The organism is Agarivorans sp. Alg241-V36, assembly GCF_900537085.1.
In the GTDB taxonomy this organism is placed as follows: Bacteria; Pseudomonadota; Gammaproteobacteria; order Enterobacterales; family Celerinatantimonadaceae; genus Agarivorans.
In genome coordinates, this window is the sequence record NZ_UNRE01000003.1 from 495,205 (window position 1) to 520,312 (window position 25,108).

Genomic DNA, 25,108 nt, shown 5'->3' on the forward strand with positions numbered 1-25,108 from the left:
CGACTTTAAGTCAAGAGTAAAATGAAATGGATATAGCAGAAGTAGTAAAGGCCTCCGGCCTTAGCGCTTCAACACTGCGTTACTATGAGCAGCAAGGCTTGATTAAATCTAATTCAAGAAAGGGATTGCGTCGCAAATTTAGTACTAAGGTGATGGAGCAGCTAGCCTTTATCGCTTTAGCCAGCCAAGCTGGATTTTCACTGCTGGAGATTAAATCGATGCTTAGCCCAAGCGGGCCAATTATTGACCGCGATAAGCTTAATGCAAAAGCCGATGAATTAGATAAAACCATTAAAGCACTCACCACCATGCGTGATGGTTTGCGCCACAGTGCAAAATGCAAAGCCCCTAATCATTTCGAGTGTCCAACCTTTCGCAGGTTGCTTAATATCGCAGTTAAAAAGCCGGCTAAATCAAACAACAAGCTAAAATGAGAGCGTTGAATAAAGCAAAAAGCCCCACTATGCAGGACTTTTTAAATAACTGTGCTAGCAGAGCTTAACTCGCTTCCACTTCTTCCCAAGACTGCTTTTTGCGATAAATCGTAGAAGGACTCACATCTAGCAACTCTGCAGCTTTAGGAATGTTGCCATCACAATGGTCTATCGCATGCTCTATGGCTTCTTTTTCGGTAATCCACAGCGGTTGAATTTGGTATTGGCTAGTGCCGTTTACGCCAGCTTCATTTTGTTCCTCAGCAACAACTTCTTCTGGATGTCGACCATCTTTACCTATCGCACCTTCTGGCACTAATTGATTAATTGGCGGCGGTAACTGGCTGGCTAATACTTCTTTACCATCGTGCAAAACACAAATATTGCGAATAACATTTTGCAATTGGCGCACATTTCCCGGCCAATCGTAGTTGCTCATTACCGTAGCCGTTAGGCTGGAAAAGCGACGAAACTGTTTGCCCTCTTCTTTGGCGTAACGGCGTAAAAATTTTTGCGCGATACCGGGTACATCTAAGCCGCGCTCACGCAATGGCGGTAAGTGAATCGGCACCACATACAAACGATAGTAAAGGTCTTCTCTAAATCGACCGGCTTGTACTTCTTCCCAAGGATCGCGGTTAGTGGCGCACAAAAACCTAACATCCACTTGCTCTTCTTGACTGCCCCCCACTTTTTGAAAACGACCAGTTTGCACAAAGCGCAGCAGCTTAGTCTGCAACTCCATGTCCATTTCGCCTATTTCATCAAGAAACAGGGTTCCACCATGAGCTTGCGAAGCAGCGCCAGCGCGCATTGACGAAGCCCCAGTAAATGCCCCTTTAACATGGCCAAAGATCTCGCTTTCCATAAGATCTTTTGGAATAGCACCACAGTTAATCGCTACAAAAGGTTTGTCGACTCGAGCACCTTGTTTGTGAATGGCTTCCGCACATACTTCCTTACCAGTACCACTTTCACCAGTAATAAATACCGTGGCTTTACTGGGCGCAACCGCCTCGATCATCCGATAAACATTTTGCATCGCTAAACTACTGCCGATAAAGCCATGAAAGCTGTCTCGACCCGCATCGGCTTGGTAGTTTTCAACTAAAGATTTTAGCTTGTGAAGATTAAGCGCATTATTTACGGTGACTTTTAAGCGGCTAGCATCGAAGGGTTTTTCTATAAAATCGACAACCCCTAAACGCATAGAATCAACAGCGATATCTACCGAGCCATAAGCTGTAATAATAATCACCGAGGTCGGCAGGCTGCGCTCAACCATCCATTCTAGTACTTCCATCCCGCCCATATCTGGCAGGTTTAAATCCAGTAACATCACCTGGGGAGATTGCTTAGATAAAAACTCAATTGCTGCTCCACCGGTGGCAACACGGGCTAGTTTTAGGTTCTCTTTACTTAAATAAGCCTGATAGGTGGCGGCAAGTGTTTCGCTGTCTTCTACCAATAACACGGAGGCTGTTAACTCACTTCCCATGGCTTCTCCTTAGGCGCACACTGTTTTTTCAAACTGTTTAATAGCATTAATTGTTTGCTCTACAACATGATCTAGCTGCGGTACGGTATTGGCTAATGCTTCAGCATCAGAGGCCTTACCGGCCACTTCTATAGCCAAAGCTAGCTTTCTTAAACGTTCTCCACCAAAGGTGGCCACATTGCCTTTTAATGTGTGTGCAGCGAGCGCTACATCATCAAATAGCTGCTGTTCTAATGCTTGTTTAATGGTAATTCGCTGCTGCTCTGTTTCTTTATAAAGCAAAGACAACATCAGCGGCAAGGCTTCTGTTCCAGCGTCTTTTACCAACTGGTCTAGCACCTTACGGTCAAGCAACAAACTTAAATCTTGCTCTGAGTCCGCTTCTGGCTCAAGCGGACCAATCTGTACTTGCTTAATAGCTTTAGGCTCAGCTTGAACAGCGACTGGCGATTCATCTTTCTTAACCAAACTAAGCGGCTCACTTTGCGGCCTACGGATGCTTGCTTCGTTGTACCACTGAACCAGTTTAGCCCTTAGTAAAGGGATGTCGATAGGCTTAGTGATAAAATCGTTCATACCTGCAGAGAAACAGGCTTGCTTATCTTCAGCAAAGGCGTTGGCCGTCATCGCTAAAATCGGCGTTTCTTGGTTGAGCCCTTCAGATGCCCGAATAGCTCGAGTAGCAGCAAGGCCATCCATCACGGGCATAGCCATATCCATTAACACTACGTCGTATTGATTATGCTCGCAGAGGTCAACGGCAATTTTGCCATTCTCTGCACAGCTTAATTCTTTCACAAAATCTTTTAGCACTTGAGTAACCACAGCACGATTCATCGCGCTGTCTTCCACTAGCAATACTCGCGCATCAGCGGCTAAACCTTGATGCGGTTCGCTTTGCTCCGGCAGTTCATCAAGCTGAATGGCAGGAGCATGGCGGCCTCTAAAGGGTAGGCTCACGGTAAATGTGGTACCGCGGCCAACCTCGCTGTCTACGCTTACTTCACCACCCATTTTTTCCACTAACTGGCGAGTAATTGCCAAACCTAGGCCCGTGCCTGAATAACGTTTAGTTGCGCCACTTTCAACTTGATAGAACTCTTCGAACAATCGGTCTTTGTCTTCTTTTTCAATCCCAATACCGGTATCTCTAACGGTGAGCTCAATCCCATAAGGTTGGCTAGTTTTTAAGCCCAAACTTACCCCGCCTTTAGAGGTGAACTTAACGGCATTGCCCATTAGGTTAAATACAATTTGTCTAAAACGCAGCGGCTCACCAAAGTATTCCGGCATAATCTCTGGGTCGACATAAAGCTCAAACTTTAGGGCCTTTTGCTGGGCAGTGGTATTAAACAGCTTAACGATGCTTTCTAGCGTAGCCGTTGCCGAAAACCACTCGTTATTAAACTCTAATTGACCAGCCTCAATTTTTGAGAAATCTAATACATTATTCACCAAAGCCATAAGGGTGTGGCCAGCCTCGTTGCCCGTATCTACAAAACCTTGCTGCTCTAGGCTTAAATTTGTTTCTTTAAGGATTTGGTACATGTTGATAATGGCATTTAGCGGAGTGCGGATCTCATGGCTCATGCTCGCCAGAAAACGGCTTTTAGCCAAACTGGCGGCTTCGGCATCGTGCTTGGCGCGCTCTAGTGATTGCTCAACCGCTTTTTGCTCACTTAAATCGGTAAAATGAGCCACATAATGGCTTACTTCACCCTCTGGGTTTTTTACCGAAGAGATACTTAACCATTCTGGCAGGCGCTCGCCATTTTTTCGAAGGTTTACAATTTCGCCCGACCAAACACCCTCTTGTTTTAAGTGTTGCCACATATTGTCGAAAAAGTCTTTGCCGTGTTCACCCGAACTTAAAATAGACGGAGTTTGGCCAATCGCCTCTTCTTCGCTATAGCCGGTGATTCGAGTAAAAGCTTGGTTCACTCTTACTATTTGCGCATGTTGGTTGGTAATAAATATCGCTTCGTTGGCATCAAAAGCTTCGGCAGCTAATTGCAGCTCTTGCTCGGTACGTTTTCTATCTGAAATATCTCGCATGAATGCAGTGAACACAGTGTCGTCGCCCACTTCTACCGAGCTAATGGTAAGCTCTGATAAAAACTCATGACCTTCTTTATGTAGGGCCGGTAACTCCAAGCGTTGGCCTAATACGGGGGCTTCTCCAGTTTTTCTAAAGTGTTTTAAGCCTTGGCGGTGGGCTTCTCTAAACTTTTCTGGCACCACAAAACTGGCTAAATCTTTGCCGACAATTTCCTCTCTGCTGTAACCAAACATTCGCTCGGCACTTTGGCTAAACTCCAATACGTGGCCATGTCGGTCGGTGGTAATAACAGCGTCCATGGCTGAAGCAATGGTCGCTTTTAGAATCGATTGGTTTTGCTTAAGCTCTAAGGACAGTTTTTCTTGAGTATCAATCGCTTGCTTAAATTCTAGGTGCGACTTTTCTAAGGCCGCCGACATTGTGTTAAAAGCATTGGATACTTCAGAAATCTCATCTTTACCTTTTACTTTAAGTTGAATGCCCGGCCCCACTTGGGTAATGGTTTTAGCCGCATCTCTTAAATCACCGAGTTGGCGAGTAAGGTAAGAACCCAGTAAAAACGAGAATAAAGCCACTAAAGTTATTTCGAGCAAGGCAATGCTCACCCCAAATGAGCTAGCCTCTGAAATCAAGCCATGTAAACCATGGTCATAAATACCAATCTCGACATTGCCATATAAGCGATTGCCCACCACAACTTCATTTTCGGTAACAAATACGCTGTGTTCATGATCTCCCAAATCGGGATTGTCTGCGGGATGCGATAGAGGGTCCATGCCACCTTTAGATAACAGACGATCGTTTTTGTCTTTAATGATGACGTAGGCAATGTCTTTTTGAGCGGAGAACTCTTCGGTAAGGCTGTCTAAGGTGGCAAGGTCGGTAGTAATAATGGCGTTTTTGGTAGTAGAAACGAACAGCGAAGACATCATTCGGCTGTGTTGTTCCACTTGCAGCTCGTTAGAGTCATAAAGCCAACCTATGCTGCTATACACCAACACGCCTAGCAGTACGGCCTCGATTAAGGCGACGCCCAGAACTGTTTTTGCCTTAAAGCTAAGTGTCATTGCGCCGTTTCATCCTTGTTTCTATCTATCACTAGTGGTGGGTATTACCTATGCCAAGCGCTCGCACATCATCCCAATCGCTGTCTTCAGCGGCTATAAAGCCCTTCATGTTTAGCGCTTTAAGTAAGCTTTGTTGCTCTTCTTTAACGCCAATGTCCAAAAAGGCTTGTTGTACCGCGTTGAATACTTCCTCATCAACCTTTGGATGAGCGGCCAAAGCATGTGGCGTAAAACCTGGCGACGTCCATAATACCTTTAACTGATCTTTTACCGCACTGCTTTGAAAAGTGCGAGGAATTCCGCCGCCAGCTGGGTATAAACCCGCCGCAACAGCACGATAAACAGAATCATGCGAACCTACATAAGCAGGATCAAAATCAATATTTTGCTGTGCCAAATAACCTCGAAGCACCACGCTAGCCGCAAAAGCTCTTGGTGCGGGAAAGGCCAAAGACTGAGCGTTTAACTGCGCTACATTACTGATAGTAGTATCAGATTCCTTTCTTACAACAATAATTCCACTCAGTTTTTTGTCTTTGGATTTTGCAAAAGCTTGGTAGCCCGTTTGCTCAGAATACACTTGGTAGTGGTAGGGATTCATGTAAGCAAAATCGTACTGCCCTTCTGCTAAGCGTTTTTCAAACTCAGGAATGCTAGGCGCAGTTTTAAATTCTAAGAGATGACCACTGGTTTCGCTCACGGCGTCTAGCAGTGGGCTCCACTGTAAGGCTAAGCGAGTGGCAGATTGCTGCGGCACAATGCCAAAGGTGTAAGTTTTGGCTTGGGCTTTAGACACCAAGGCCAGCAAAATCACCAGCAATAAACATACTAAAAGCACCGTGGCTTTAATCTGCATGCGGCGCTTAGCTTTATACTGCTTGTTTTTTATTTCATACAATTCTTGTTGCTGTTTACTCAATGGAACGCGATATCCCTTCGCCGTTTGTATTATGAAAAACATATCATATCCTTGTTGAAAGTAGTTGAGAGTTAATAAGAATTCTTTGCAGATACCCCTGGAAACGAGGAAACATCTCGGTAATTCGTGAGGTCTCTCTCAATAACTCGCTTTTTAAGCTTGGATTAAAGCGATCGTTCATCACAACCCCAAGCAAACGAATGTCTTCAAGGCTTAAATCGTTAATCGCTGATTCAAATGCAGGTCGAGAAGTTACGCCGGCCATCATGGTGATAATGCTGGCATCACAGGCTGATAAAGCCCGAGCAGCGTGCAAGTTGCCGCTATTGGTTTGATTAATCGCCGAGGTGTCGACCAACACCAGTTGGTAACTTTGCTTCCATTGCTCTACCCATTGCTCTATCGCACCTGGCTCTCTTAGTTGCACTAAGCTCACTTTATCCATAGGAACAGGCAAGTAATCAACGCCCGATTGCTGGTCTTTAATCACCCCCAGCACTTTGCCGCGATCCCAACCTAAATCGAATACCGGTACATCAAAATGGCGAGGATGATGCAGGTTAAAATCCACCACCAGTACACTTCGCCCAGCACCAGCAGCGCGGCGAGCAATGGCATCCACTAAAGTAGACACTCCCTCCTCGGGTTGGCTGGCACTTACCCCAATGCATGAATGTTGTTTAACAGGTAAGCGCTGATAAACCCGCTCTAGTTCTTGATAGGTTGACGGTAGGCTAATCATAATTATCTCCAGCTGTGGGCAATCAATGGGTTTAAGCAAGCTTATAAAAAGCCTAACAAGGCGCTAATAGTGACAATGCGGAACACATCTTCCATACCTTGGCGAGCCTTATGCCAGCCGCTTTCTTCACGTGATGGAATGTACACGGTGTCGCCAGCACGAATCACAGGCAACATGCCAAAATCACCGGTTTTAGAGAACTCGAGTAAGTTGAAAGTACGCGCTTGGTCTTTACAGCAAGATAGGTTTACAACAGTAATTTTCTCTGGGAAACCATCGTTATCTACACCACCCGCTTCTGCCAACAAATCCAATAAAGTCATATCGTCGTTAAAGCGGTAACGACCGGGTTTATTTACCGAGCCTAAAACTCGTACGGTGCGCTCCTTTTTCTCCGACAACCAGTTGCGGTCTTTTTCTGGAATATAGATGGAATCGCCAGGCACCACTTGTGGCAGTAAAGACTCGTCACCGGTTTCAAAATACATCGCTAAATCCAGCTTAGAAACGCGAGAGTGTTTACCATTACGGTGGCTAATTCGCACATTGCTAATGTCGGCTTGCTCAGCTGGGCCATCGGCTGCGGCTAATATGTCTAAGAAGTGCATGCTTGGGTCAAAACGGTAGCGACCCGGCGCAACCACTTGACCAAATACATATATTGAATCTTCTGAACGCTGTCGCACCCACTGTGATTTGTTGTCACTAGGGTCGTCAGGCAATTGCGGCACCATAATGGTGGTTCCAGCAACAATGCGCGGCATACTGTTATTGCTAATTTCGCCGTTTAGGTAGGCGTTAAGGTCAAAGTTAACCGAGCGAGTATTACCGTTAGCATCGCTAAACAATACGGTAATTTTAGCCATGTCGGCATTAGGTTTAGGGCCGCCAGCATGGGCTAACAAGTCCATAAGGTTCATTTCGTTGGCCCACTCAAAACGGCCTGGGCGGTTTACTTCACCCATTACTTTTACCGCGCGGTTAGGTGAGACCTTGGTCCAAGACTTCTCATTTAAGTCGGTTTTTTCTGGGATGAATATGGCGTCGCCAGCTGAAATTTCAGGTAGCTGAGCAATTCGCCCTTCGGTAAATGATTGCAAGTCAAAACGCTCTACCGAGCCGTTGCTACGAATGACCCGAATTTGGCGAGTCTCGGCAAAACGGGTTGGTCCGCCAGAGTTAGCGAGTACATCTAAAAAGCCGGCTGATTTATTGCCCTCATAAGCACCGGGCTTAAATACTTCACCCATTACGTAAACGGTATTAGCCCCGGCTTTAATTTCTTCTTCTTGTTTTGGTACAAAAATGGTGGTGCCAGCACTTAAGCTAGGTAGAAGCTTACTGTCACCGGTATCTAAATAGCGTTTTAAGTTAAACAACTGCGGTTCGCCATTAATAATCACGCGAATTTGCTCAACGCTAGCGTAGCGAGTTACCCCACCCGCACGCATCAGCATGTCCACTAACGACGCAGACTCTTTAAAGGAAAAGCTACCAGGGTTATATACTTCGCCAAATACTTTTACAGCGGTGCGGTCTTCTGCTGCATCACCTTTGTCGTTTAGCGCTTTAGGGTCAAAATCTACCGCTACGTTACCAATTTTTGGTGAGGCAGGAACAAACAGCACGTCTAGCGATTCTAACTCTGGCAATACACTTAAGTCGCCAGAATCTAAGTAGCGCTTGTAGTTAAATACTTGGGTTTCATCTAAGCTGTCGCGACGTAGTTGCATGCGGTCTAATTGCGCACCAGAGCGTAAACCGCCAGCAGCTTGAATTGCCATTTGCACACCAGAGCCTTGCGCTAGCACTACTTCACCAGGCTGGCCAACAAAGCCCAATACACTAATGCGAATGCGGCGCTCTTCTAACAGTACTTTTAAACCCGCTAGGTCACGGTAGGCTTTAGACAGTTCACGCTTAATCTTTTCTTGCATTTGCGCTTCGGTAAAGCCCGACACCATGATTGGGCCAACTTCTGGCAAAATTAAACGGCCGTTGCGCCCTACTTCAAAATTCTTATCCAGCGAGGCTTCGCCCGGCAGAATAATTCTTACTACATCTCCGGCTTGAACCTGGGGTTTGGCGGCCTGCGCCTGAGCACTAAACACAATGCTCATTACAAAACCAAACAACATCCATGCCGCCACAATCAACTTACATAATTTATAGAATTTCATGACAGGCTCCTTAAAGTGCACGCGCTGCGTGCTGAGCGAAGATGTTGCTGTCAGCATCAATAACACTGATAGTGACGCGGCGATTAGAATGGCGAACAGCATCGCTGCTACCTTCTAAATAGGGTTGGGAGTCAGCTACAGCTGTAACCTCAATTAACTGCTGGTTCATGCCGAGTTCAGTCATAAACTCTGCAACAGCTTTGGCGCGGGCTAAAGATAAACGCTGTTTATAATCGCTATCGCCCTTGCTATCGCTATGGCCAGTAATAATTAGCGATACCTTACTGGCGGCGATAATTGGGGTGAGGTTGCGAAGCTGGTCGCGGTAAGCGGGCGTTAGCTCGCTAGAATCAAAGGCAAACTGGTTATTGCTATTTAAAGCGTCACTAATGCTTACCATTAACTGGGAAGATTGAATGTGGCCTAAACGGTCGGTTTGGCAAGCGCCACTTTCGGTTACTCTATCTAGGCGCTTTTCCAACATGTTTAAAAAGTGCTGCTGAATTTCAATGTCGTTAGCAGCATCAAAGGTTAAGCCACCTTCTAGCTCTCGCAAGATGCGTTGCTGTTGCATACGTGCTTGAGTAACCGATGCAGGGAAACATAACTCTGCGCCTTCAAGCACCAATAAATCTAACTGGTGTTTTACTAATACGGCTTCAAATTGCAGACCATGTTCCGGGCCTAGCTCACGAAGATCGGTAGTGCCGGTGTCTCCGTCCATCCAAGCCAATATAGCGTGTTGATGCTCGGCAAAACCACCACGTCCTTGTTCTGGCCAGGCGGTACAAGCTGTGGTCATGGTTAACAATACGGGGATGATAATGCTACGCATAATAGGCTCCTGGGGCTCAGCTTAAGCGGCGATTGAAGGTAAAGTTTTAGTACTATGATTTTGGCTAGGCAGCGTATCTATCATGGTGATGATGTGGTCAACGCGAAGCATTACTAGCAAGTCGCGAGGCTGCTGTTGAGCGCCGAGTAACACCAGTTGGCCACCTGCTGCGTTAATGCGTTTAAACATAAACACCAAAGCACCAATGCCAGAAGCATCTAAAAAATCCACTCGGCTCATGTTCACAACCACCAACTTGCTAGCGGCTTCATTACAGATGTTTTCGAAGCTTGCTTTGTGCTCTGAGCAAGACTCAGCATCAAATGCGCCAAAGATAGAAGCGGTAAGGTTTCCTTGGTTTGAAGTGTCTAGTTGCATTTTCATAATTCGCTCCACAATTCTTGATTTCAAGATGGTTGTAGCGAGTTTTATGCCAAAGAATAAATAACTTTAAAATACAAATAGATAGGTGTTAAAACAGGGTAGAAATCTAAAGAAAAAAGTCGGGAGAATGTTGTTTTCGCAAATTGCAATTTGCCTAAAATACCAAACCAAATTCTCAAGTTAAGCAATTTGGCAGTGCAAAAATAAAAAAGCCCAAGCACTTGGCTTGGGCTGGTAATACAGTTAACCGGCTAAAGCTTAAACTGGCTTATCATTGTGCCTAGCTCATGGTTAATTGCAGCAATGCTTTGGGTTTCGCTGCGTTGGCTTTGCCCTTCACTATTTAGCTTTTCAACCATATCGTGAATTTGATGCATGCTCTTGTTAATCTCTTGAATAACAATGTTTTGCTCACTAGCAGAAGTAGAGACCTGGCTATTTAACTCATTAATTTGATGAATAAAATCGCCTAACTTTTGCAAGCTGGTAGAGGTTTTATCGGCCTCGTCTACAGTGTCGGAGCAGGTATTCTCGGTACTACCAATCGACGATACCACTAAACTTGCCTCTTGCTTAAGCTTGGCTAAGGCTTGTTCTATTTCACTGGTACTGCTTTGAGTGCGGCTAGCTAGCGCCCTTACTTCGTCGGCTACTACTGCAAAGCCGCGACCTTGGTCACCCGCCCGTGCAGCTTCAATAGATGCATTAAGTGCCAGTAAATTGGTTTGCTCAGCAATGCTACCAATCACTTCTACAATGTTTTGAATACTCGAGGTTTCGTTATTCATGTTTTCTACATTGCTAGACGTTTCATGGATCTCGCTCGCTAAAGCTTCAATTTTTTGTTGGGTAGACTTAATGGTTTGCACCGAGTCTTCACCGCTTTGGTTCGCCTCGGTGGTGTATTTGGCCGCTGCCGAAGTATTGCCAGCCACTAGCTCTGCAGTGTTCGACAGCTCTTCAATTGCAGCAACAATTTGGGTAGTTTCGTTAGTATGTTGCTGCAAAATATCGCTGCTGCTCTTACTGTGCTTATCTAAGGTGTCTATGCCAGTTGATAACTTAGAACGCGCCGCATTAATCTCTAACAGCATGGTTTGTAATTGAACAATAAAGCCGTTAATACCCTTGGCAATAATGCCAATATCATCGTCGGTTTTTACTTCCAAGCGCTGAGTTAAATCTCCACTGCCCTCACCAAGTTCGGTCACTAAGTTACGCAGTTTAATAATTGGTTGATACAGTTGGTTTAATACCAACAGCAAAATAACCACCGACACCAAGGTCGCTGCGGTAATTATGCTGGCCATTTTATAACTGGTGGCTTTAAGAGGTGCGAAGGCAACGGCTTCGTCAACGGCAATCATTACATACCATTCATTGTTACCCAGTAACTTAACCCGCTGACTAACAAACAAGGTAGTTTGGCCATTCACCTCAACGGTTTGTATCGCTTCGTCTTGGCCAATAATGCCTTGGTAAACGCCTGCAAAAACATCTACTTCAGCAATGTTGTCTTTCTGCTTTACTTGCTCATTGGTAGAAGCCAGCACCAAGCCGCTTTTATCCAGCACCAAACCACTGGCTCCGGCGATTTCACCTAAAGAACTCAATTCTTTTTGGAGGTGGTCAAAACGTAAATCAGCCATAATGATGCCCTTATCGATGGGGTGCATTACCCCCACCATTGGCACGCCGTCACTACGGGTAAAAAACACATCACTTAGTGATAGGCTGCTGCTGCGCTTAGCCGCTTTATACCAAGGGCGAGTGCGTGGGTCGTATTTATCTAAGCGGCCTACGCCATTAGGAAAAGACTCAGAAGCCTTAGACACAAACGACGAACCATCATCAAAGCCAATAATCACCTTATATACTCCGCCTAAACGGGCAGTGTATTCGGTCATGGCAACGTGGTTATCGGTAATACCTTTTTCCTTATATAGCTTAGCCAGCTGATTAACCGCATCGGTAGTGCGTTGGAAAGAGGTTTCAATCTCTTGAGTTTTTTGATCAATAGTATGATGAATATCTCGAAGTAAACTATCAGTTATTTGATCTTTTATTAGCGTGTAAGAGAGGTAACTTGTTACAAGTAATGATAAAACAAGCATAGATGCCATTGCCGACAACAAGCTTGATTTAAAGCCAAAGCGATTCATCCTTTCACCTTTTGTAATATTTTATACGACAGTCTATTACAAGTAAGTAAATTTTAATGTTAGGTGCCTCAACAAATTTAAACTTGCTACCATTAGCTAACAGGGAATCGTGATAAACCTCGCAACACTCACAATCCGCATTACCAAACCAATCAGTTTGTCTGCGAATAGCCTGCAAAAAAGCTTAATACTGGGAGCAAAAGTGTAACGAGGGCAAAGCCATAACAGACCAGGGGCTAAAGGCTTTAACCCCCTAAAAGAAGGTGCAATAAGTGTTTAAATGTATAGTTAACTAGCCTCTTTTTTAAAAGACTTGTTAGCTCAAAGCACTAAGATTTTTTAACAAACTGAGCCGTTACCATCATTTCACCGGCACCATCTACTTTGCAATCTAACTGATGGTCTTTGCCATTGGCCATGCGCCTAATCACTGCTTTAGTACCAATTTTAAGCACCAAAGAGCTACCCTTTACTTTAAGATCTTTCGCCAAAGTCACTTTGTCGCCTTCAGCCAATAAAGTGCCATTGGCATCTTTCACAATCACCTTTTCGGCTTCTGCTACTTCCTCAGGGTTCCACTCAAAGGCACATTCAGGACATACAAGCTGGCTTTGATCTTGGTAAACATATTCAGACTGGCAATTAGGGCAAGGGGGAAATGACATCTTTGACAACTTCTGTATCTTTAGGGAGGCGCTATAATACTTAGCTGCACTTGGCAGTGCGAGTGCTTAGCGGAAAAATTAGCGGCGATTGGTTTAAATTGGGGTGAAGCACCAAAACTAATCGTCGAGCAGTATTGGTGTCCCAGCACCCATTTAAAAGGGGCTACTTGCTGCGATTGTTAAATGAGCTAATCGCAATTCAGAGCTTCATAAACCTCTGAATCAAAAGGTTGCCGCCAAACCTCATTTACGACAACAAACTTTGGGAACAAAGAAGCCTTAAAGCTATCCGTGTACAGTATTTTCTGAGGGCGATAAGTCGCAGACATTTTCTGCCACTCTGAGTTATTAACTTCAAACCATTTGTGAAGTTGGTTGTATTCAGGGCTATCTAACACTATCTGACATTCAGATAATTGCTTCCCATTGTCGTAAATAGCCAGAGTTAAATTTTCTCTTGGAGCCACTATGGTTGAATCCTGGCATGAAGCCAAGAGTAGCATCAATGATATCAATCTAAATCTCATGCTGCGGACTTTCCCTAGTTCACTTAACGCCGCGCTAAGCGTGCGCAGCTATGCTGCGTCCGCTTGAGCGCTTTGTTAGGTTTTTAGCCAAAAGTTAAACCTCTCAACGCCTCTTCTTCTTGAGAGTTAAGCTCTTGTAACGACAAGTCAATTGATTGCAATGTATTTTGGAATTCTTCCACTGTTTTTGCTAGCTGAGCTTCAAGTTTCTGAACTTCTGCAGTTGCGTTATTTTCTTTTAATCGTTTGATAGCTTGTTTAGTTTTAGCAATTGCATCTTCATAATTACTGGAAACACCATCCCTGTTTTCTAGAATTGACGTTTGAATTTCATCAAACATATCTACAATTTCTTTGGTTATTTCAACCTTTAGCTCTTCTTTCATAGTGCTCTGAACAGCAGATAGGTCACTAGTCATGTCTGATGCGACATCTTCAATATCTTGCTTATGCTCTTCGATTTGAACATCAACTTGTTTTAAGTAAAACTGAGGAAGATGTAACTTTATTTCGACGGTTTCCATGCTGACAACGGGCTTATCGAATTTAATATCCACACGCTTACTGTTAAATACAGGGATGTCAGTTTTTATTTCTACTCTTCGCATATAGACTTCTGGCTTATTGCCGTATACGCACTCGCTATACCATTTCCAATTTCTAAATACTGGTTTTTTGAATAGGCATACCCTCTTCATTCTGGTTGCCGGGACGTCAAATTTTATGCTTTCAGTTTTCATCCTTACTTCAGGAATATCAAACTTTAACGTTTCCCTTTCCATTGAGAACTGTGGCACATCAAATTTTATTGAAGTTATTTTCCACTTTACGTCAAAGGTAAAGTTTATTGCAGCTTCAAAGTTAGAGGGATCTGGAGCATCTTCATTGATCTTCTTAATTCGCTCTGCACCGTCTCTTTGTATTTCTGAAATTCTATCTTTGTATTTTGATTTTATTGCTTCAACTTTTAGTTGGATTTTTTGATTGTAATCTGACATTTTTCATTCCTTTTTATTGCCAAAAGACCACTACGGAAGAGTTGGCATCAAATCCGCAACTACAGAGAAACCTAACATTTGTATAGTGCGCATGCGCGTTTATCACATTAGACCAGTAAAAACGCGCACAACTAACTGTTTGAATTTAGTGAAGAAAAAAGAATAAGGCTCAATACGTTTTCTGGCAAAACGCGCATAGACAGTCAATAAACCGATTAAGTAGACCAGCATGAAACTTAAAATCAATATTAGTTATAGTCTTTTAAATCATCAAGAAATCGTTCAAAATTCAACCAATTATATTGCTGGGGATAAGTAACCATTCGATGATGCGGAGTGAGAAGAACGCAAATATATTCACTTTATGTCTTCAACCAAAAGCCCTTTCCTTAATCAAGTTCGCGAGAAACTGCGAATGCAAGGCTATAGCATAAGAACAGAAAAAGCCTACTTATACTGGATTAAGGCCTACATCAATTTTCAGCGTAAGCGCCACCCTGCAACCATGGGAAAGGAAGAAGTTACTCAGTTCTTAAGCTTTTTGGCAAACTCTCGCCATGTAGCGATAAACACTCAAAAAGTTGCGTTAAATGCGCTGGTTTATCTTTATTACAAACATTTAGAGATGGAGTTAGGCGAATTAGGGTTTAAATACGCATCTAAACAACGACAACTACCAACGGTATTAGAACCTGAACAGGTATCAGAAATACTTGCCCAACTTAAGGGGCGAGATAAGTTGATCATTGAATTACTGTACGGAAGTGGCCTGCGTATATCCGAATGCTTAAGGCTACACATTCAAGATATTGATACTGAAAGATTATCACTCACGATAAGAAACGGGAAAGGCAACAAAGATAGGCAAACTTTACTAAGTAAAAAGTGTGTGAGGCGGCTTGTACAATACTCTAGTACAGCAAGAGAGCTGCAAGTACAAGACAACCAGCAAGGTATTGGCCCTTCTCTGCCAAATGCACTAGAGAGAAAATACCCTAATGCCTTTAGGCAACCTGCTTGGATGTTTGTTTTTCCTTCAAGCACTACCTGTAATCACCCAAATACTGGTACTTTGTGCAGACACCACTTGCACCAAAGTGTTATTAGGAAATCTTTGGCGGCAGCGGTACGTAAAACCAACATAGTTAGACGAGTGAGCTGCCATACCTTTAGGCACAGTTTTGCGACTCACTTGTTACAAGCAGGTCGAGATATACGCAGCGTTCAAGAATTACTAGGTCATAACGATGTAAACACTACCCAAATCTATACCCATGTACTAGGCCAGCATTACGCTGGTACTTTTAGCCCATTAGACAGCTTGTAGCTTAATTAACCGCCAACTGCTATTGCCCCTTTCCTGCTAGCACAACCCATACTGTTTTAATTAATACACTTATGTCTTGGTATAACCAAGAGCTGCATTGGCTAAGGCTTAGTGCGTAGCAATGGTCGTAAGCAAGCTTTTGTTTTACATCTTCGATAGAACAATCATAAGCTAGATTTACCTGGGCTAAGCCGGTAATACCGGGCTTTACGCCAACCGTGCGTTCGCTATAAAAAGGGATGGAGTTTTCTAGAGTTTGGTAGAAAACTGGCCGCTCTGGTCGTGGCCCAACCAAAGACATTTCGCCTTTCAGTACATTGATAAGTTGGGGCAATTCATCAATTCGGGTTTTGCGTAAAAACCGCCCTACTCGAGTAATACGTTTGTCTTGCTTGGTTGCCCATACCGCACCAATGCCCGATTCTGCATCGGTTCGCATGCTCCTAAATTTTAGAATATCGAATAGCTGCACTACACTGTCCGACATCAAGCCTACTCGGGTTTGTTGGTAGAATACTGGCCCCTTGCTGTCGAGCTTAATCGCCAAAGCAACGATGGGGAATAAAGGACTAAATACAAGCAGTAATAACGTTGCGCCCAGCACATCAAATAATCGTTTACCTGCTGCAACTAAAGGGCTCACAAAGCCACTTAAATAGCGGCGCTGTAGTTTTCTCAAAAGGTAATCTACGCAGCCCATCATGCTAGAAAAATGCCCTTCTACTAAGTAGTTTAAGCTGCCTATTGCGCTTGGAAGTTTTGCCTTAGGCAATAAACGCGGCAACATTGCCAAGCTGTAGGCTAACAACTGCAAGCTAAATAACACGGCAAACAAGCTAGATTGCGCACTTAAGACCATTGCGCCAAAAAAGCTAGTTAACATAAAAATGGGAATGGTGACGCGTAAGGCTTTGCCCGAGAAAAAGGTAAACGCCACCCCTTTAAAACGCGGTAGCAACATATGACGTAGGCGAATAAGTTGCTGTAGGTTGCCTGCTCCAATACGTTTTCTGCGGCTACGATCTTGGCTGTCGGCGGCATGTTCTAGTTCTAAAGCGCGAATATTTGGTTCGTACACTGCTTTATAACCTTGGGCGACTATGTCCATGGGGATCACAAAGTCGTCGTTAATGGTGTCGTCTGGCATCACTCTAAACAGTGATTTTCTAATTAAGTAAAATGCGCCGTGAGCGCCTAAAGGTGCGCCCATATTAGCTTCGCAGCGTTTTACTTCGCGTTGGTAATTCCAATAAGCTTGCTCACCTACCGAGCCGGGGCTAAGCAAGTGATAATAACCACACACTACGCCAACTTTGCTTTGGCTAAAATGTTTAGCAGCAATTAACATGGCGTCTACCGAAATGAGCGCCGAGACATCAGACAAGGCTACGATGTCGGCCTTGCTTTGCGAAATATGTTGGTTAAGCACAGCCACTTTGCCTTGATTTTGTACCTGCTCACAAATTTCAATTGAAAAGCTGCAAAACATTAAGTCTGCTAAGCAGGCTCTTGCCACGCTGGCTGTGTCGTCACTACAACCATCGCAGATTATTTTAATGCTTAAGCGATCGTCGGGGTAATCTAAGGTGGCGAGGTTAATCAACTTAGCAGCAATGTAATCTTGCTCGTTATAAGCAGGAATAAGTAACTCTATGCTTGGCAACTGTTGATCTTGCTCTCGCTGGTGATATTTACGCACCACCTCTTGCTGTTCTTGCTCGCTCATTTGAGGTTTGTCTTTGCTCAAAAGCTTTAATAGCAGCGGATACAAAGCATGATGATAAACCACCAAAAACATCGCAATTAAGGTTATGTAGATTAAGATATTCATGAGCATCCCCTTATAAAAAACGGTGGCGTAAGGCCGCATAATTGCGCGCGGTGGTGCGTAAATCGCCCGACTGTTTTACAAACTGCCGTGGGTTACCACTGCTCGGTTTTTCTAGCTTAAGCTCTAGAGCTTGGGCCATAGCAAAGGCCGAACCCGGCTCAACCACTGTGCCAGTTCGCGGGCATAAGGCCTCGGTAGACGCGCCTACATTTGTAACTACCGCTGGCACCTCACAGGCTTGCGCCTCTAAAATAACCAGCGACAAACCTTCAAAATACGAAGGTAAACAAAATAAATCTAAGCTTTGGTAAAAGCGTGGCATGCAATCTAAAGCCCCTAAAAAATGCACGCGATGAGCAAGGTGTAACGAGGCAACCTGTTGTTCAAGACTCTTGCGTTGTGAGCCGTCACCCGCTAACGCTAAGTGGACATTGGCTGGCAAAAATGGCAGAGCTTCTATCAACACTGCTTGGCCTTTTTCTAGTTCTAAACGCCCTGCGCAACCAATGATTTGGCAATCGCTTGGTAAACCCAAGGCTTTGCGTGCATCTTGCTGGTTGCCCGGCGCAAAATTATGAGTATCTACGCCGTTTTTAATCACTTGAACATTCTCGTCTGCTACGCCTAAGGCAGCTTTTAGCTCGCCAGCCACTAAGTTTGCGTCGGCCACTAACATGGGTTTCACCCACTTAAGAATGGCGCTTTGCAATATGCGACGACGCTGCTGGCGTAAATGCCATGCATCGTGCTCGGTATGAATCACAACTTTAACTCTGGCTAAGCGGGCAGCTATGCCGCCGTAAATAAGTGGCCCAATATGGTGGGTGTGCACCACCGGCACCGCCCATTGGCGAAATAAATTGGTAAGCTTCCATAGAGTTTTCCAGCTAAAACCAGGCGGTTTATTTAGAAACATTAGGCGGTCTGCATAAGGGAGCAAACGCGGCCAAGCGGCCAGCGCCTGCTCTTTGGTGCCCTCTAAAGAGATGATGACACCTTGCTCGTGCGCCTCTTCCATGCGCTGTAGATCTAGCGCCATAGTTTCGATGCCGCCCGGTTGTAAGTGTTGTACTACTTGGATCCAAATACTCATTGGGTCATCCTCTTTAATGCGATTCTTTAAGCGGTGGAATACGGCTTAATACCGATACGCCTGCGATGTCTTCGATGTCTTTAATAGTGCGTAAGCTCGAGTCTGTAAGCTCGGCAACTACCGCTAGGCTAAGCCCTACTGCGATGCCGCCAACAAAGCCAGCTACCACAAACATCCACAAAGGAAGGGTTGATGGGCCGCTGGGAGTGTAAGGTCGGTCGATGATTTTAATTCGGTCTGATTGCTCAAATACGCCCAGCGCACCAGTAACTTGCGCCATTTCGTAGCGGGTGAGCAGGTTTTCATAAAGGCTACGCTTTACTCGCAAATTACGGTTAAGAATGCGTAATTGCTTCTCTTGTTCACCTACCGAGCCTACTTGTCGTTGCAGAGAAGCGGCTAAGCTACGTAGCTGCGAGACCTCTTCGGCTAAGGCGTCTACCCGTTGGCGAGCAATCATTAAGGCTTCTACCTGCACGATTAGCATTTCACCGTTAGATTCGGTAATCGATATTTGTTGCTGCAATAAAGCTGAGCTGTCGTTATTGCTTACCGCTGATTCTGGCTGAGCCAGTACTTGAGCACGCTCTTCTTCTAAATGGCGCAATACCCTCTTCACCGCGAGTACTTTTGAATGCCCATCGGTGTAGCGTGACATCAAGGTGGCAAGCTCGGCGCGGTTTAACACAATTTGTTCTTCTAGGCGGGTTAACACTGGGTTGGTGCGTGATAATTGTTGGTCGATGCTACCTAAGCTTTGCTTCGCTCCCGCTAGCTCTGCCTCTCGCTCAATAAGGCGTTGGCGAACTCGCGATAAACGCTCAATGTTTGCGGCGTGCTGCTCTGGCAAAGCATCGGCATGCTGGGTGCGGTAATTCGCTAACGCTTCTTCGGCTTCTTCTAGCTCCATACTGCTAAGGTTTAAATGCTCGCTTAAAAAACGTTCTGATTCTTTAATCGAAGAGCGCTCTGGCGCGAGCAATTGTTCTACAAAGTGCTTAGATACGGTTTCTAGGAGCTGGCTCATACCCTGTGGCTCAGGTGATTTGTAGTCAATGCGAATTAAGTCTTTACCTACTTGGCGAACACTTAAAGATGCCGAAAGCCGATTAATAACTTGCTCTTTTTTTACAGGGCTATCGGTTTCAAACATCAAACCTTGTTCAATCGCTACTTCGCTTAATACATGGCGGCTGTGTAGCAAGGTAGTTAGGGCTTCCATTCGCCCTTCTACATTGGCCGACACGGCTAAGTCTTCAAGAAATGGATTTAAACTGGCAGTTTCTTGCACCAACATACTGGTGTGCGAGGCATACTGTTTGTCGCTAAACATCGACACCAAGGCGCCCGCCACTGGCATCAATAGTATTGGCAACACAATTAGGTACCGTCTGCGCCATAGCGCATCAACGATTAAATAAATTCTTGGTAGTAACTCGCCCATTGCATTCTCCACTTGATTCAAGTGTTGAATAGCGAATTTCATACCAAGATTATTAGTTATTAATATTCAATAGCTTACACACAGTCGTGAATAGATATAGGCTTTAAACTTGCATTTTGCAACAGTGAACTAGCAGAGAGTAAACTAGCAGCTAAATTTGAGTGGTTCAGCCGCAGAAAATTGCTGTTGGGTGGTCCAAACATCTTTAATTTGTGGCCAGCCCCAATCTGTCATTGCTACGTCTTGCAGCATATTTTGAAAACGCAAAGTCTGCCAATGATGAAACAAAGGTAAACACCAATATTCGCTCACTAAGGTATTGGCCAAGGGCGTCATTTGACTAAAGTAATCTTGCAAGGAAGTGTTGGCTCTTAGTTGACCGAGTTGTGTTTGCATCCATTGCCAGTTTTCTGGCCCTATACAATGTTTGATAATGGGGTCGTTATACAGCCACCGAAAGGCTGACGCAGGTCGGTTATCATCGAGGTTGTAACTTGTCACAATCAAATCTTGTTTAAGCAAACCTTGGCTAGCCGCTTGGTTTAGCTCAGCATAGGAAAACGCTTGTAAGCAGGTACTTACACCTAGCTCTTCCAGCAATTTAGCAATGGTTTCGGCATACAGCTGCAAATCATCATGTTGATAAAAACCAATGCTTAGGCTTTTAGGCAGTGGGACTTTATCGGCCGCCAAGCTAATGCAATCTGGCCAAATATCTAACAAGCTATAGGCAGGCTCTAAGGCTAAACTTTGTAAGCTTTTTTGCGCACTACGCAGCAGGGTTTCGGGCTGTAAGTAGCTGGCTAACCAACGCCGTTGGCTGTAACTAAGCTTTTGCTTTTGTTGATTAAACAACAAGTACTGACAACCAAACTCTAAGCGTTGCTGCAGGTGTTGCGGCTGGCTGTCATCGTTGCTGGCAAAGGCGTATTGGCCTTCTTTAGCCACCGCACTTTTTGCCACGAACCAAATACTCACTTCGTCGGGCAAGGCTCGAAAGCCATGGTAATTGGCGTTTGCCCGTAACTGCAGCCGCTGGGCATTATGATTAAGCAAAGCGAAAGGACCAGAGCCTACCACCAGTTTATTGCTTAGATCGCTTTGCGTAAGTTGAGTGACGGGCTGGATTGCATACTTAGGATCAGCCAATAAGCCGGCAAAACCTTTATCGCTGCTGGCTAAACTAAACTCCACCGTGAGTTCGTTTACAGCTTTAACGCCATTTAGGTGGCTTAACTCATGTTGATAAGAGGAATGCGCTTGCAGAGCCACAAACAAATCAACAACAGAATGCGCATCTATCACACAGCCATCATGAAACTGCAAGCCAGGGCGTAAGTAAAAGCGATAAACCTGGGCTTTATCATCACATTGCCAATGATGGGCTAAGTCTGAATGAATAGCCCCTTCGGCATCACAGGTCACTAGATTTGCATAAAGTTGGCGCAGTAAAAAACGTTCACTATTACGTAACATGAGATGCGGAAGCACAGCCGAAAACGGTCGAGAATAAGTGAGCTGCAAGTTAAGCGAACCATCTCTATGGCTGGCACCAGAGGTGGCAATAAGCAGGCGACCAAACCATTGCTGATCTTCGTCTAACAAACTTAAGGCGGAAGCATAATCGCCACTAGCAATTTGCACTTTAGCTAAGTGTTGTTTGAGTTCTACCGCTGAATAGAGCAAGCGCAAACTTGAACGCTGATTGCGCCCAACACTTGGTTGCCAAGTTAACCACTCTAGCTGAGCCATTTGCTTTAACAAGGTACGCGCATGGCGTGGGCTAGTGCTTACGGTATCGGCAATGTCAGCCAAAGCCAGCTTAACCGGCTCGCTGGTGCCAAACTGCGTGAGCTTTAAGTAGTATCTGAGTAATTTAAGCTGCTGCAAAACCCTACCCTATATTTCTATTTTTATTCCTCATTTTAGCCTTTTACTATCAAAAACCCAGTGCAAAGACTAATAAAGAACTAAACACCCCAATATAGGGAACAAAATCTAAAAACACCGTCTGTTTTTCGTTCCCCAAAGAAGGCGCAAAATAGCCCTGTGTTTAACAACAAGCGATTGAGGAATAACAATGACCAGTTTACAACTTAAAGCTCATCAACAGCAGCTCATAAACTACCGCAACAATATAAGCCACTTAAATAGTGCGCAGGCCACCGATAAAACTAGTGATAAGCTGCTTGCTGCTGCCTCACCCGCTACCATGGCTAAGCACACCAAACAACAAGCATTGCATAGCCAAAGCCCCTTGGCACAAGCTGCACTGCAATCAATGCTTAGCTTATGCCAGTGGGATGTGGCTAACTTTAGTGACGAAGATCTTAGCGAGCATTTTTAGCTAACCAACTTAAAACGACTTACATTACTCTCTTGCTGATTAGACAGCGTATTTAAGCGCTGCCCTTCAGCAGCCAGAGTATCTAAGGTTTGGCTGTTTTCTTTGGCTTGTTCAGCCAACATAGCCATTTCTTCAGTAATGCTGCTAGCGCCTTCGCGCTGCTGCTCGGTAGCAGTACTAATACTGTGCGACATATCCCTAAGTTGCTGGATATCTTCACCCACTTCTGCAATGGCTTGCGATAGCTGGTTGTTTAGGCTTACGGTATCGTCCATTTTACTGCGGCTTTCGCCCATTAGGGCCATTGAGGTGCTCGCTTGGTCTTCTAGTCGGCTCATTACCTTGGCGATTTGCTGAGTTTGATCACCACTGCGTTGCGATAATAACCTTACTTCATCAGCCACCACCGAGAACCCTCTACCGTATTCGCCAGCTCGCGCAGCTTCAATGGCAGCATTAAGCGCCAATAAATTGGTGGCATCAGCAATAGATTGAATCACCTCCAACACAGCTTTAACGTCTGCTACGTCGCTTAACAAGCTTTCCATCGCGCCATGGGTGCTATTAATATGCTGCTGCAAAGCTTGAATAGTTTGCTGGTTTTGCTGCATCACACTGCTGCCACTTTTTAAACGATTATCGGCATTTTCGGTTTGGTGAAAGGAATCACTAGCAATAGTGGCAATCTCTTGGCTCGCGTTGGCCATTTGAGTGATGGCTGAACCAACACTGGCTAAACTGGTATTTTGATGGTCGTTCTTACCCTTAATTTCGCCGGTGATATTGGCATTGCTATTAGCCATGGTCTCCAGCTCGTTAGTTACCTGGGCTATTTCACTCAAGGAACGGTTGGTATTTTCGGCCACTTCATTCACCCAGCCAGCCACTTTAGCAAACTCGCCATTCCAGCTATTTTGCATGTGTAAGGTAAAGTCACCTTTTGCCATTGCTTGGGTTACCCTAGCTAAATCATCAATTGGCCGTTTGATTAAACGACTAATAGATATGCACGCTGCCACTGCTACCAAAATAGCAATAAGACCAGCAGCACTGGCACCAAAGCTCACCTTGGTTACCAAGCTTTCAGCTTCGCCCACCATGGTATTGGTTTGGCTATCGATTGTTGCCACCAGTTGTTTTAGTGCGGCAATCTGTCCCGCAATTTCGGCTTCTAACTGGGTGCGCTTTTTACCTACCTGTTGAACACTTTTTTTGTTCTCGAGTATTCGCGATAGCAGACCTTGCGGCTGTTCCACATGCTTAACAAAAAACGCCCAATTATTTTGAATGTCTGCATGGTTGTTGATTGATTCCACCTCGAAGCCTAAATCTTCAAAGCTAGCGCTCAAACGCTTAGCACTATTGCGAATGGTGTCTAATATTTTACTTACCGCAACGGGTTCGTTCACCGATACCAGCTCAAAGGTCTTAAGTTGCACCCGTTGGGAAGCCGCCATATAACTCCGGTAAATATCGCGAATGTATTGGTCTTCTAGGGCATAGGGTTCTACTTGGTAACCCATATCGTTATATAGCTCGGTAGATTGCAAGATAAACTGGTTGAACAGCTTGTTTAGCTCTTCTGCTTCGCTATAGCTTTGTGACAAATCTTGGTAGACCGCCATTAACTCATTATCAAGCTGGCTCACCATCGCTTTAGACTCAGTGAAGCTGGCAGCAATAGAAGACTGTTGCTGATGGTTAGCCGCAGTAATGGCTTGCTCTAGTAAGGAGTTTGCAGCGTCTCGCTGCTGCTGCCAACCTTGAAAAAGCTCATCGAGTTGCGATTGGTTGTTAGATGTGAGAATAGCCAATACCGAGTAATTCATTTGCAAGTAGGCGGCTTCTACGTCCGATGCATTTTGCAAAGCAGCTAAGGACTGCGTAGCCAATACTTGATTACGATTTTGGATACTATTTAAACCAATAATGGCAATGAGAATAGCGCTTACAAAAGTAGTGGCAATAACCGCCACCACCATAACAACCTGCCGAGAAACCGACATTTTTCGTAGACGTTTTAAATAGTTAAATTGACTTATCATGCTGTACCTCTTCACCAACATCACTCTCCGTAGTGGTTATCGACGTTAACGAGGGTAAACATTTTCAGCAATAAACTCCCGCTATTTTATGGATAGGATCAATGATTAGCGACGAGTTGACCTAGACTTTATTTTTTTCATTCAAGCTTTTGATCTTAATGATTAAAAACCAACAATACCTATAGGAAAAAGGAGTAAACTAATTCTTAACTCCGCGACCAACTGGCCGATAACAGCTAGGTAAAGGGAAATTATAGGAAGTGCGGTAATGTCTATAACATCGATTAACGGATCGGCAAGTAATGCTTATATGGCGCAGGCAGCAGCGCAACAAGCACAAGCCGGTAAAACAGCAATAAAAAGTGATGAACAAGCCCCTGCTAGTACACAAAAAACTGCCGAAGAAAGCACGGTTAAATCCTTTGCTTATGGTGCCTTAGGCATGGACAAACCCAACGAAGTGAAAGACAACGATGATGGCGCCTACACCGCAGGCCAAGTATTAAAAGCCATTGGCACCGTTGGCAGCATCATCGCAATTATGGTGTGAA

Annotated in this window: 19 protein-coding genes; 4 read left to right on the plus strand and 15 right to left on the minus strand. The window is 44.7% G+C overall.

What is annotated here, in order from left to right; translation table 11 throughout:
• Positions 1-26 precede the first annotated feature (26 nt).
• Positions 27-434 carry a helix-turn-helix domain-containing protein gene (locus G6R11_RS09630; protein WP_163132862.1) on the plus strand — a complete coding sequence of 136 codons (408 nt, stop codon included), beginning with the start codon at positions 27-29 and terminating at the stop codon, positions 432-434.
• A gap of 64 nt (positions 435-498) precedes the next feature.
• Here the strand turns inward: G6R11_RS09630 and G6R11_RS09635 are convergent, their stop codons facing one another.
• From G6R11_RS09635 to G6R11_RS09680, 10 genes are all read right to left on the minus strand, one after another.
• Positions 499-1,932: a sigma-54 dependent transcriptional regulator gene (locus tag G6R11_RS09635; RefSeq protein ID WP_163132863.1), complete on the minus strand. Its 1,434-nt coding sequence runs from the start codon at positions 1,930-1,932 to the stop codon at positions 499-501.
• 9 nt (positions 1,933-1,941) lie between these two features.
• Positions 1,942-5,058: a PAS domain S-box protein gene (locus G6R11_RS09640; protein WP_163132864.1), complete on the minus strand. Its 3,117-nt coding sequence runs from the start codon at positions 5,056-5,058 to the stop codon at positions 1,942-1,944.
• A 31-nt stretch (positions 5,059-5,089) separates the two neighbouring features.
• Positions 5,090-6,019 (minus strand): phosphate/phosphite/phosphonate ABC transporter substrate-binding protein, encoded by a 930-nt coding sequence (locus tag G6R11_RS09645; RefSeq protein WP_163132865.1) that lies wholly within the window; start codon positions 6,017-6,019, stop codon positions 5,090-5,092.
• A 1-nt stretch (position 6,020) separates the two neighbouring features.
• Positions 6,021-6,719: a CpsD/CapB family tyrosine-protein kinase gene (locus tag G6R11_RS09650; RefSeq protein ID WP_163132866.1), complete on the minus strand. Its 699-nt coding sequence runs from the start codon at positions 6,717-6,719 to the stop codon at positions 6,021-6,023.
• A gap of 41 nt (positions 6,720-6,760) precedes the next feature.
• The gene (locus G6R11_RS09655) at positions 6,761-8,899 is read right to left on the minus strand and encodes an SLBB domain-containing protein (protein WP_205472735.1); all 2,139 of its coding nucleotides are present in this window, start codon (positions 8,897-8,899) and stop codon (positions 6,761-6,763) included.
• Positions 8,900-8,909: 10 nt separating this feature from the next.
• Complete coding sequence (locus G6R11_RS09660) at positions 8,910-9,734, minus strand: OmpA family protein (protein ID WP_163132867.1); 825 nt, start codon at positions 9,732-9,734, stop codon at positions 8,910-8,912.
• A 21-nt stretch (positions 9,735-9,755) separates the two neighbouring features.
• A complete protein-coding gene (locus tag G6R11_RS09665) occupies positions 9,756-10,118 on the minus strand; it encodes an STAS domain-containing protein (RefSeq protein ID WP_163132868.1) in 363 nt (120 codons plus the stop codon).
• 251 nt (positions 10,119-10,369) lie between these two features.
• Positions 10,370-12,280, minus strand: a complete 1,911-nt coding sequence (locus tag G6R11_RS09670) for a methyl-accepting chemotaxis protein (RefSeq protein WP_163132869.1) — start codon at positions 12,278-12,280, stop codon at positions 10,370-10,372.
• Positions 12,281-12,609: 329 nt separating this feature from the next.
• Entirely contained in the window at positions 12,610-12,945 is a 336-nt protein-coding gene (locus G6R11_RS09675) for a zinc ribbon domain-containing protein YjdM (protein WP_163132870.1), read from the minus strand.
• A 610-nt stretch (positions 12,946-13,555) separates the two neighbouring features.
• A complete protein-coding gene (locus G6R11_RS09680; protein ID WP_163132871.1) occupies positions 13,556-14,470 on the minus strand; it encodes a hypothetical protein in 915 nt (304 codons plus the stop codon).
• A gap of 364 nt (positions 14,471-14,834) precedes the next feature.
• Between G6R11_RS09680 and G6R11_RS09685 the strand changes: the two genes are divergently transcribed.
• The gene (locus tag G6R11_RS09685; RefSeq protein ID WP_163132872.1) at positions 14,835-15,797 is read left to right on the plus strand and encodes an integron integrase; all 963 of its coding nucleotides are present in this window, start codon (positions 14,835-14,837) and stop codon (positions 15,795-15,797) included.
• Positions 15,798-15,816: 19 nt separating this feature from the next.
• Here the strand turns inward: G6R11_RS09685 and G6R11_RS09690 are convergent, their stop codons facing one another.
• From G6R11_RS09690 to G6R11_RS09705, 4 genes are all read right to left on the minus strand, one after another.
• A complete protein-coding gene (locus G6R11_RS09690) occupies positions 15,817-17,628 on the minus strand; it encodes a sugar transferase (protein ID WP_163132873.1) in 1,812 nt (603 codons plus the stop codon).
• Positions 17,629-17,638: 10 nt separating this feature from the next.
• Positions 17,639-18,721 (minus strand): glycosyltransferase, encoded by a 1,083-nt coding sequence (locus tag G6R11_RS09695; protein WP_163132874.1) that lies wholly within the window; start codon positions 18,719-18,721, stop codon positions 17,639-17,641.
• A 13-nt stretch (positions 18,722-18,734) separates the two neighbouring features.
• The gene (locus G6R11_RS09700) at positions 18,735-20,165 is read right to left on the minus strand and encodes a Wzz/FepE/Etk N-terminal domain-containing protein (RefSeq protein ID WP_163132875.1); all 1,431 of its coding nucleotides are present in this window, start codon (positions 20,163-20,165) and stop codon (positions 18,735-18,737) included.
• Between the two features lie 144 nt (positions 20,166-20,309).
• Entirely contained in the window at positions 20,310-22,055 is a 1,746-nt protein-coding gene (locus G6R11_RS09705; RefSeq protein WP_163132876.1) for an SgrR family transcriptional regulator, read from the minus strand.
• Between the two features lie 190 nt (positions 22,056-22,245).
• Between G6R11_RS09705 and G6R11_RS09710 the strand changes: the two genes are divergently transcribed.
• The gene (locus tag G6R11_RS09710) at positions 22,246-22,512 is read left to right on the plus strand and encodes a hypothetical protein (protein ID WP_163132877.1); all 267 of its coding nucleotides are present in this window, start codon (positions 22,246-22,248) and stop codon (positions 22,510-22,512) included.
• Here the strand turns inward: G6R11_RS09710 and G6R11_RS09715 are convergent.
• Entirely contained in the window at positions 22,509-24,557 is a 2,049-nt protein-coding gene (locus G6R11_RS09715) for a methyl-accepting chemotaxis protein (RefSeq protein WP_163132878.1), read from the minus strand. The two genes, G6R11_RS09710 and G6R11_RS09715, sit on opposite strands and share 4 nt — an antisense overlap.
• Positions 24,558-24,825: 268 nt before the next feature.
• On the opposite strand from G6R11_RS09715, the gene G6R11_RS09720 reads away from it, so the two are divergent.
• Complete coding sequence (locus G6R11_RS09720; protein ID WP_163132879.1) at positions 24,826-25,107, plus strand: hypothetical protein; 282 nt, start codon at positions 24,826-24,828, stop codon at positions 25,105-25,107.
• The last annotated feature ends 1 nt before the right edge of the window (position 25,108 follow it).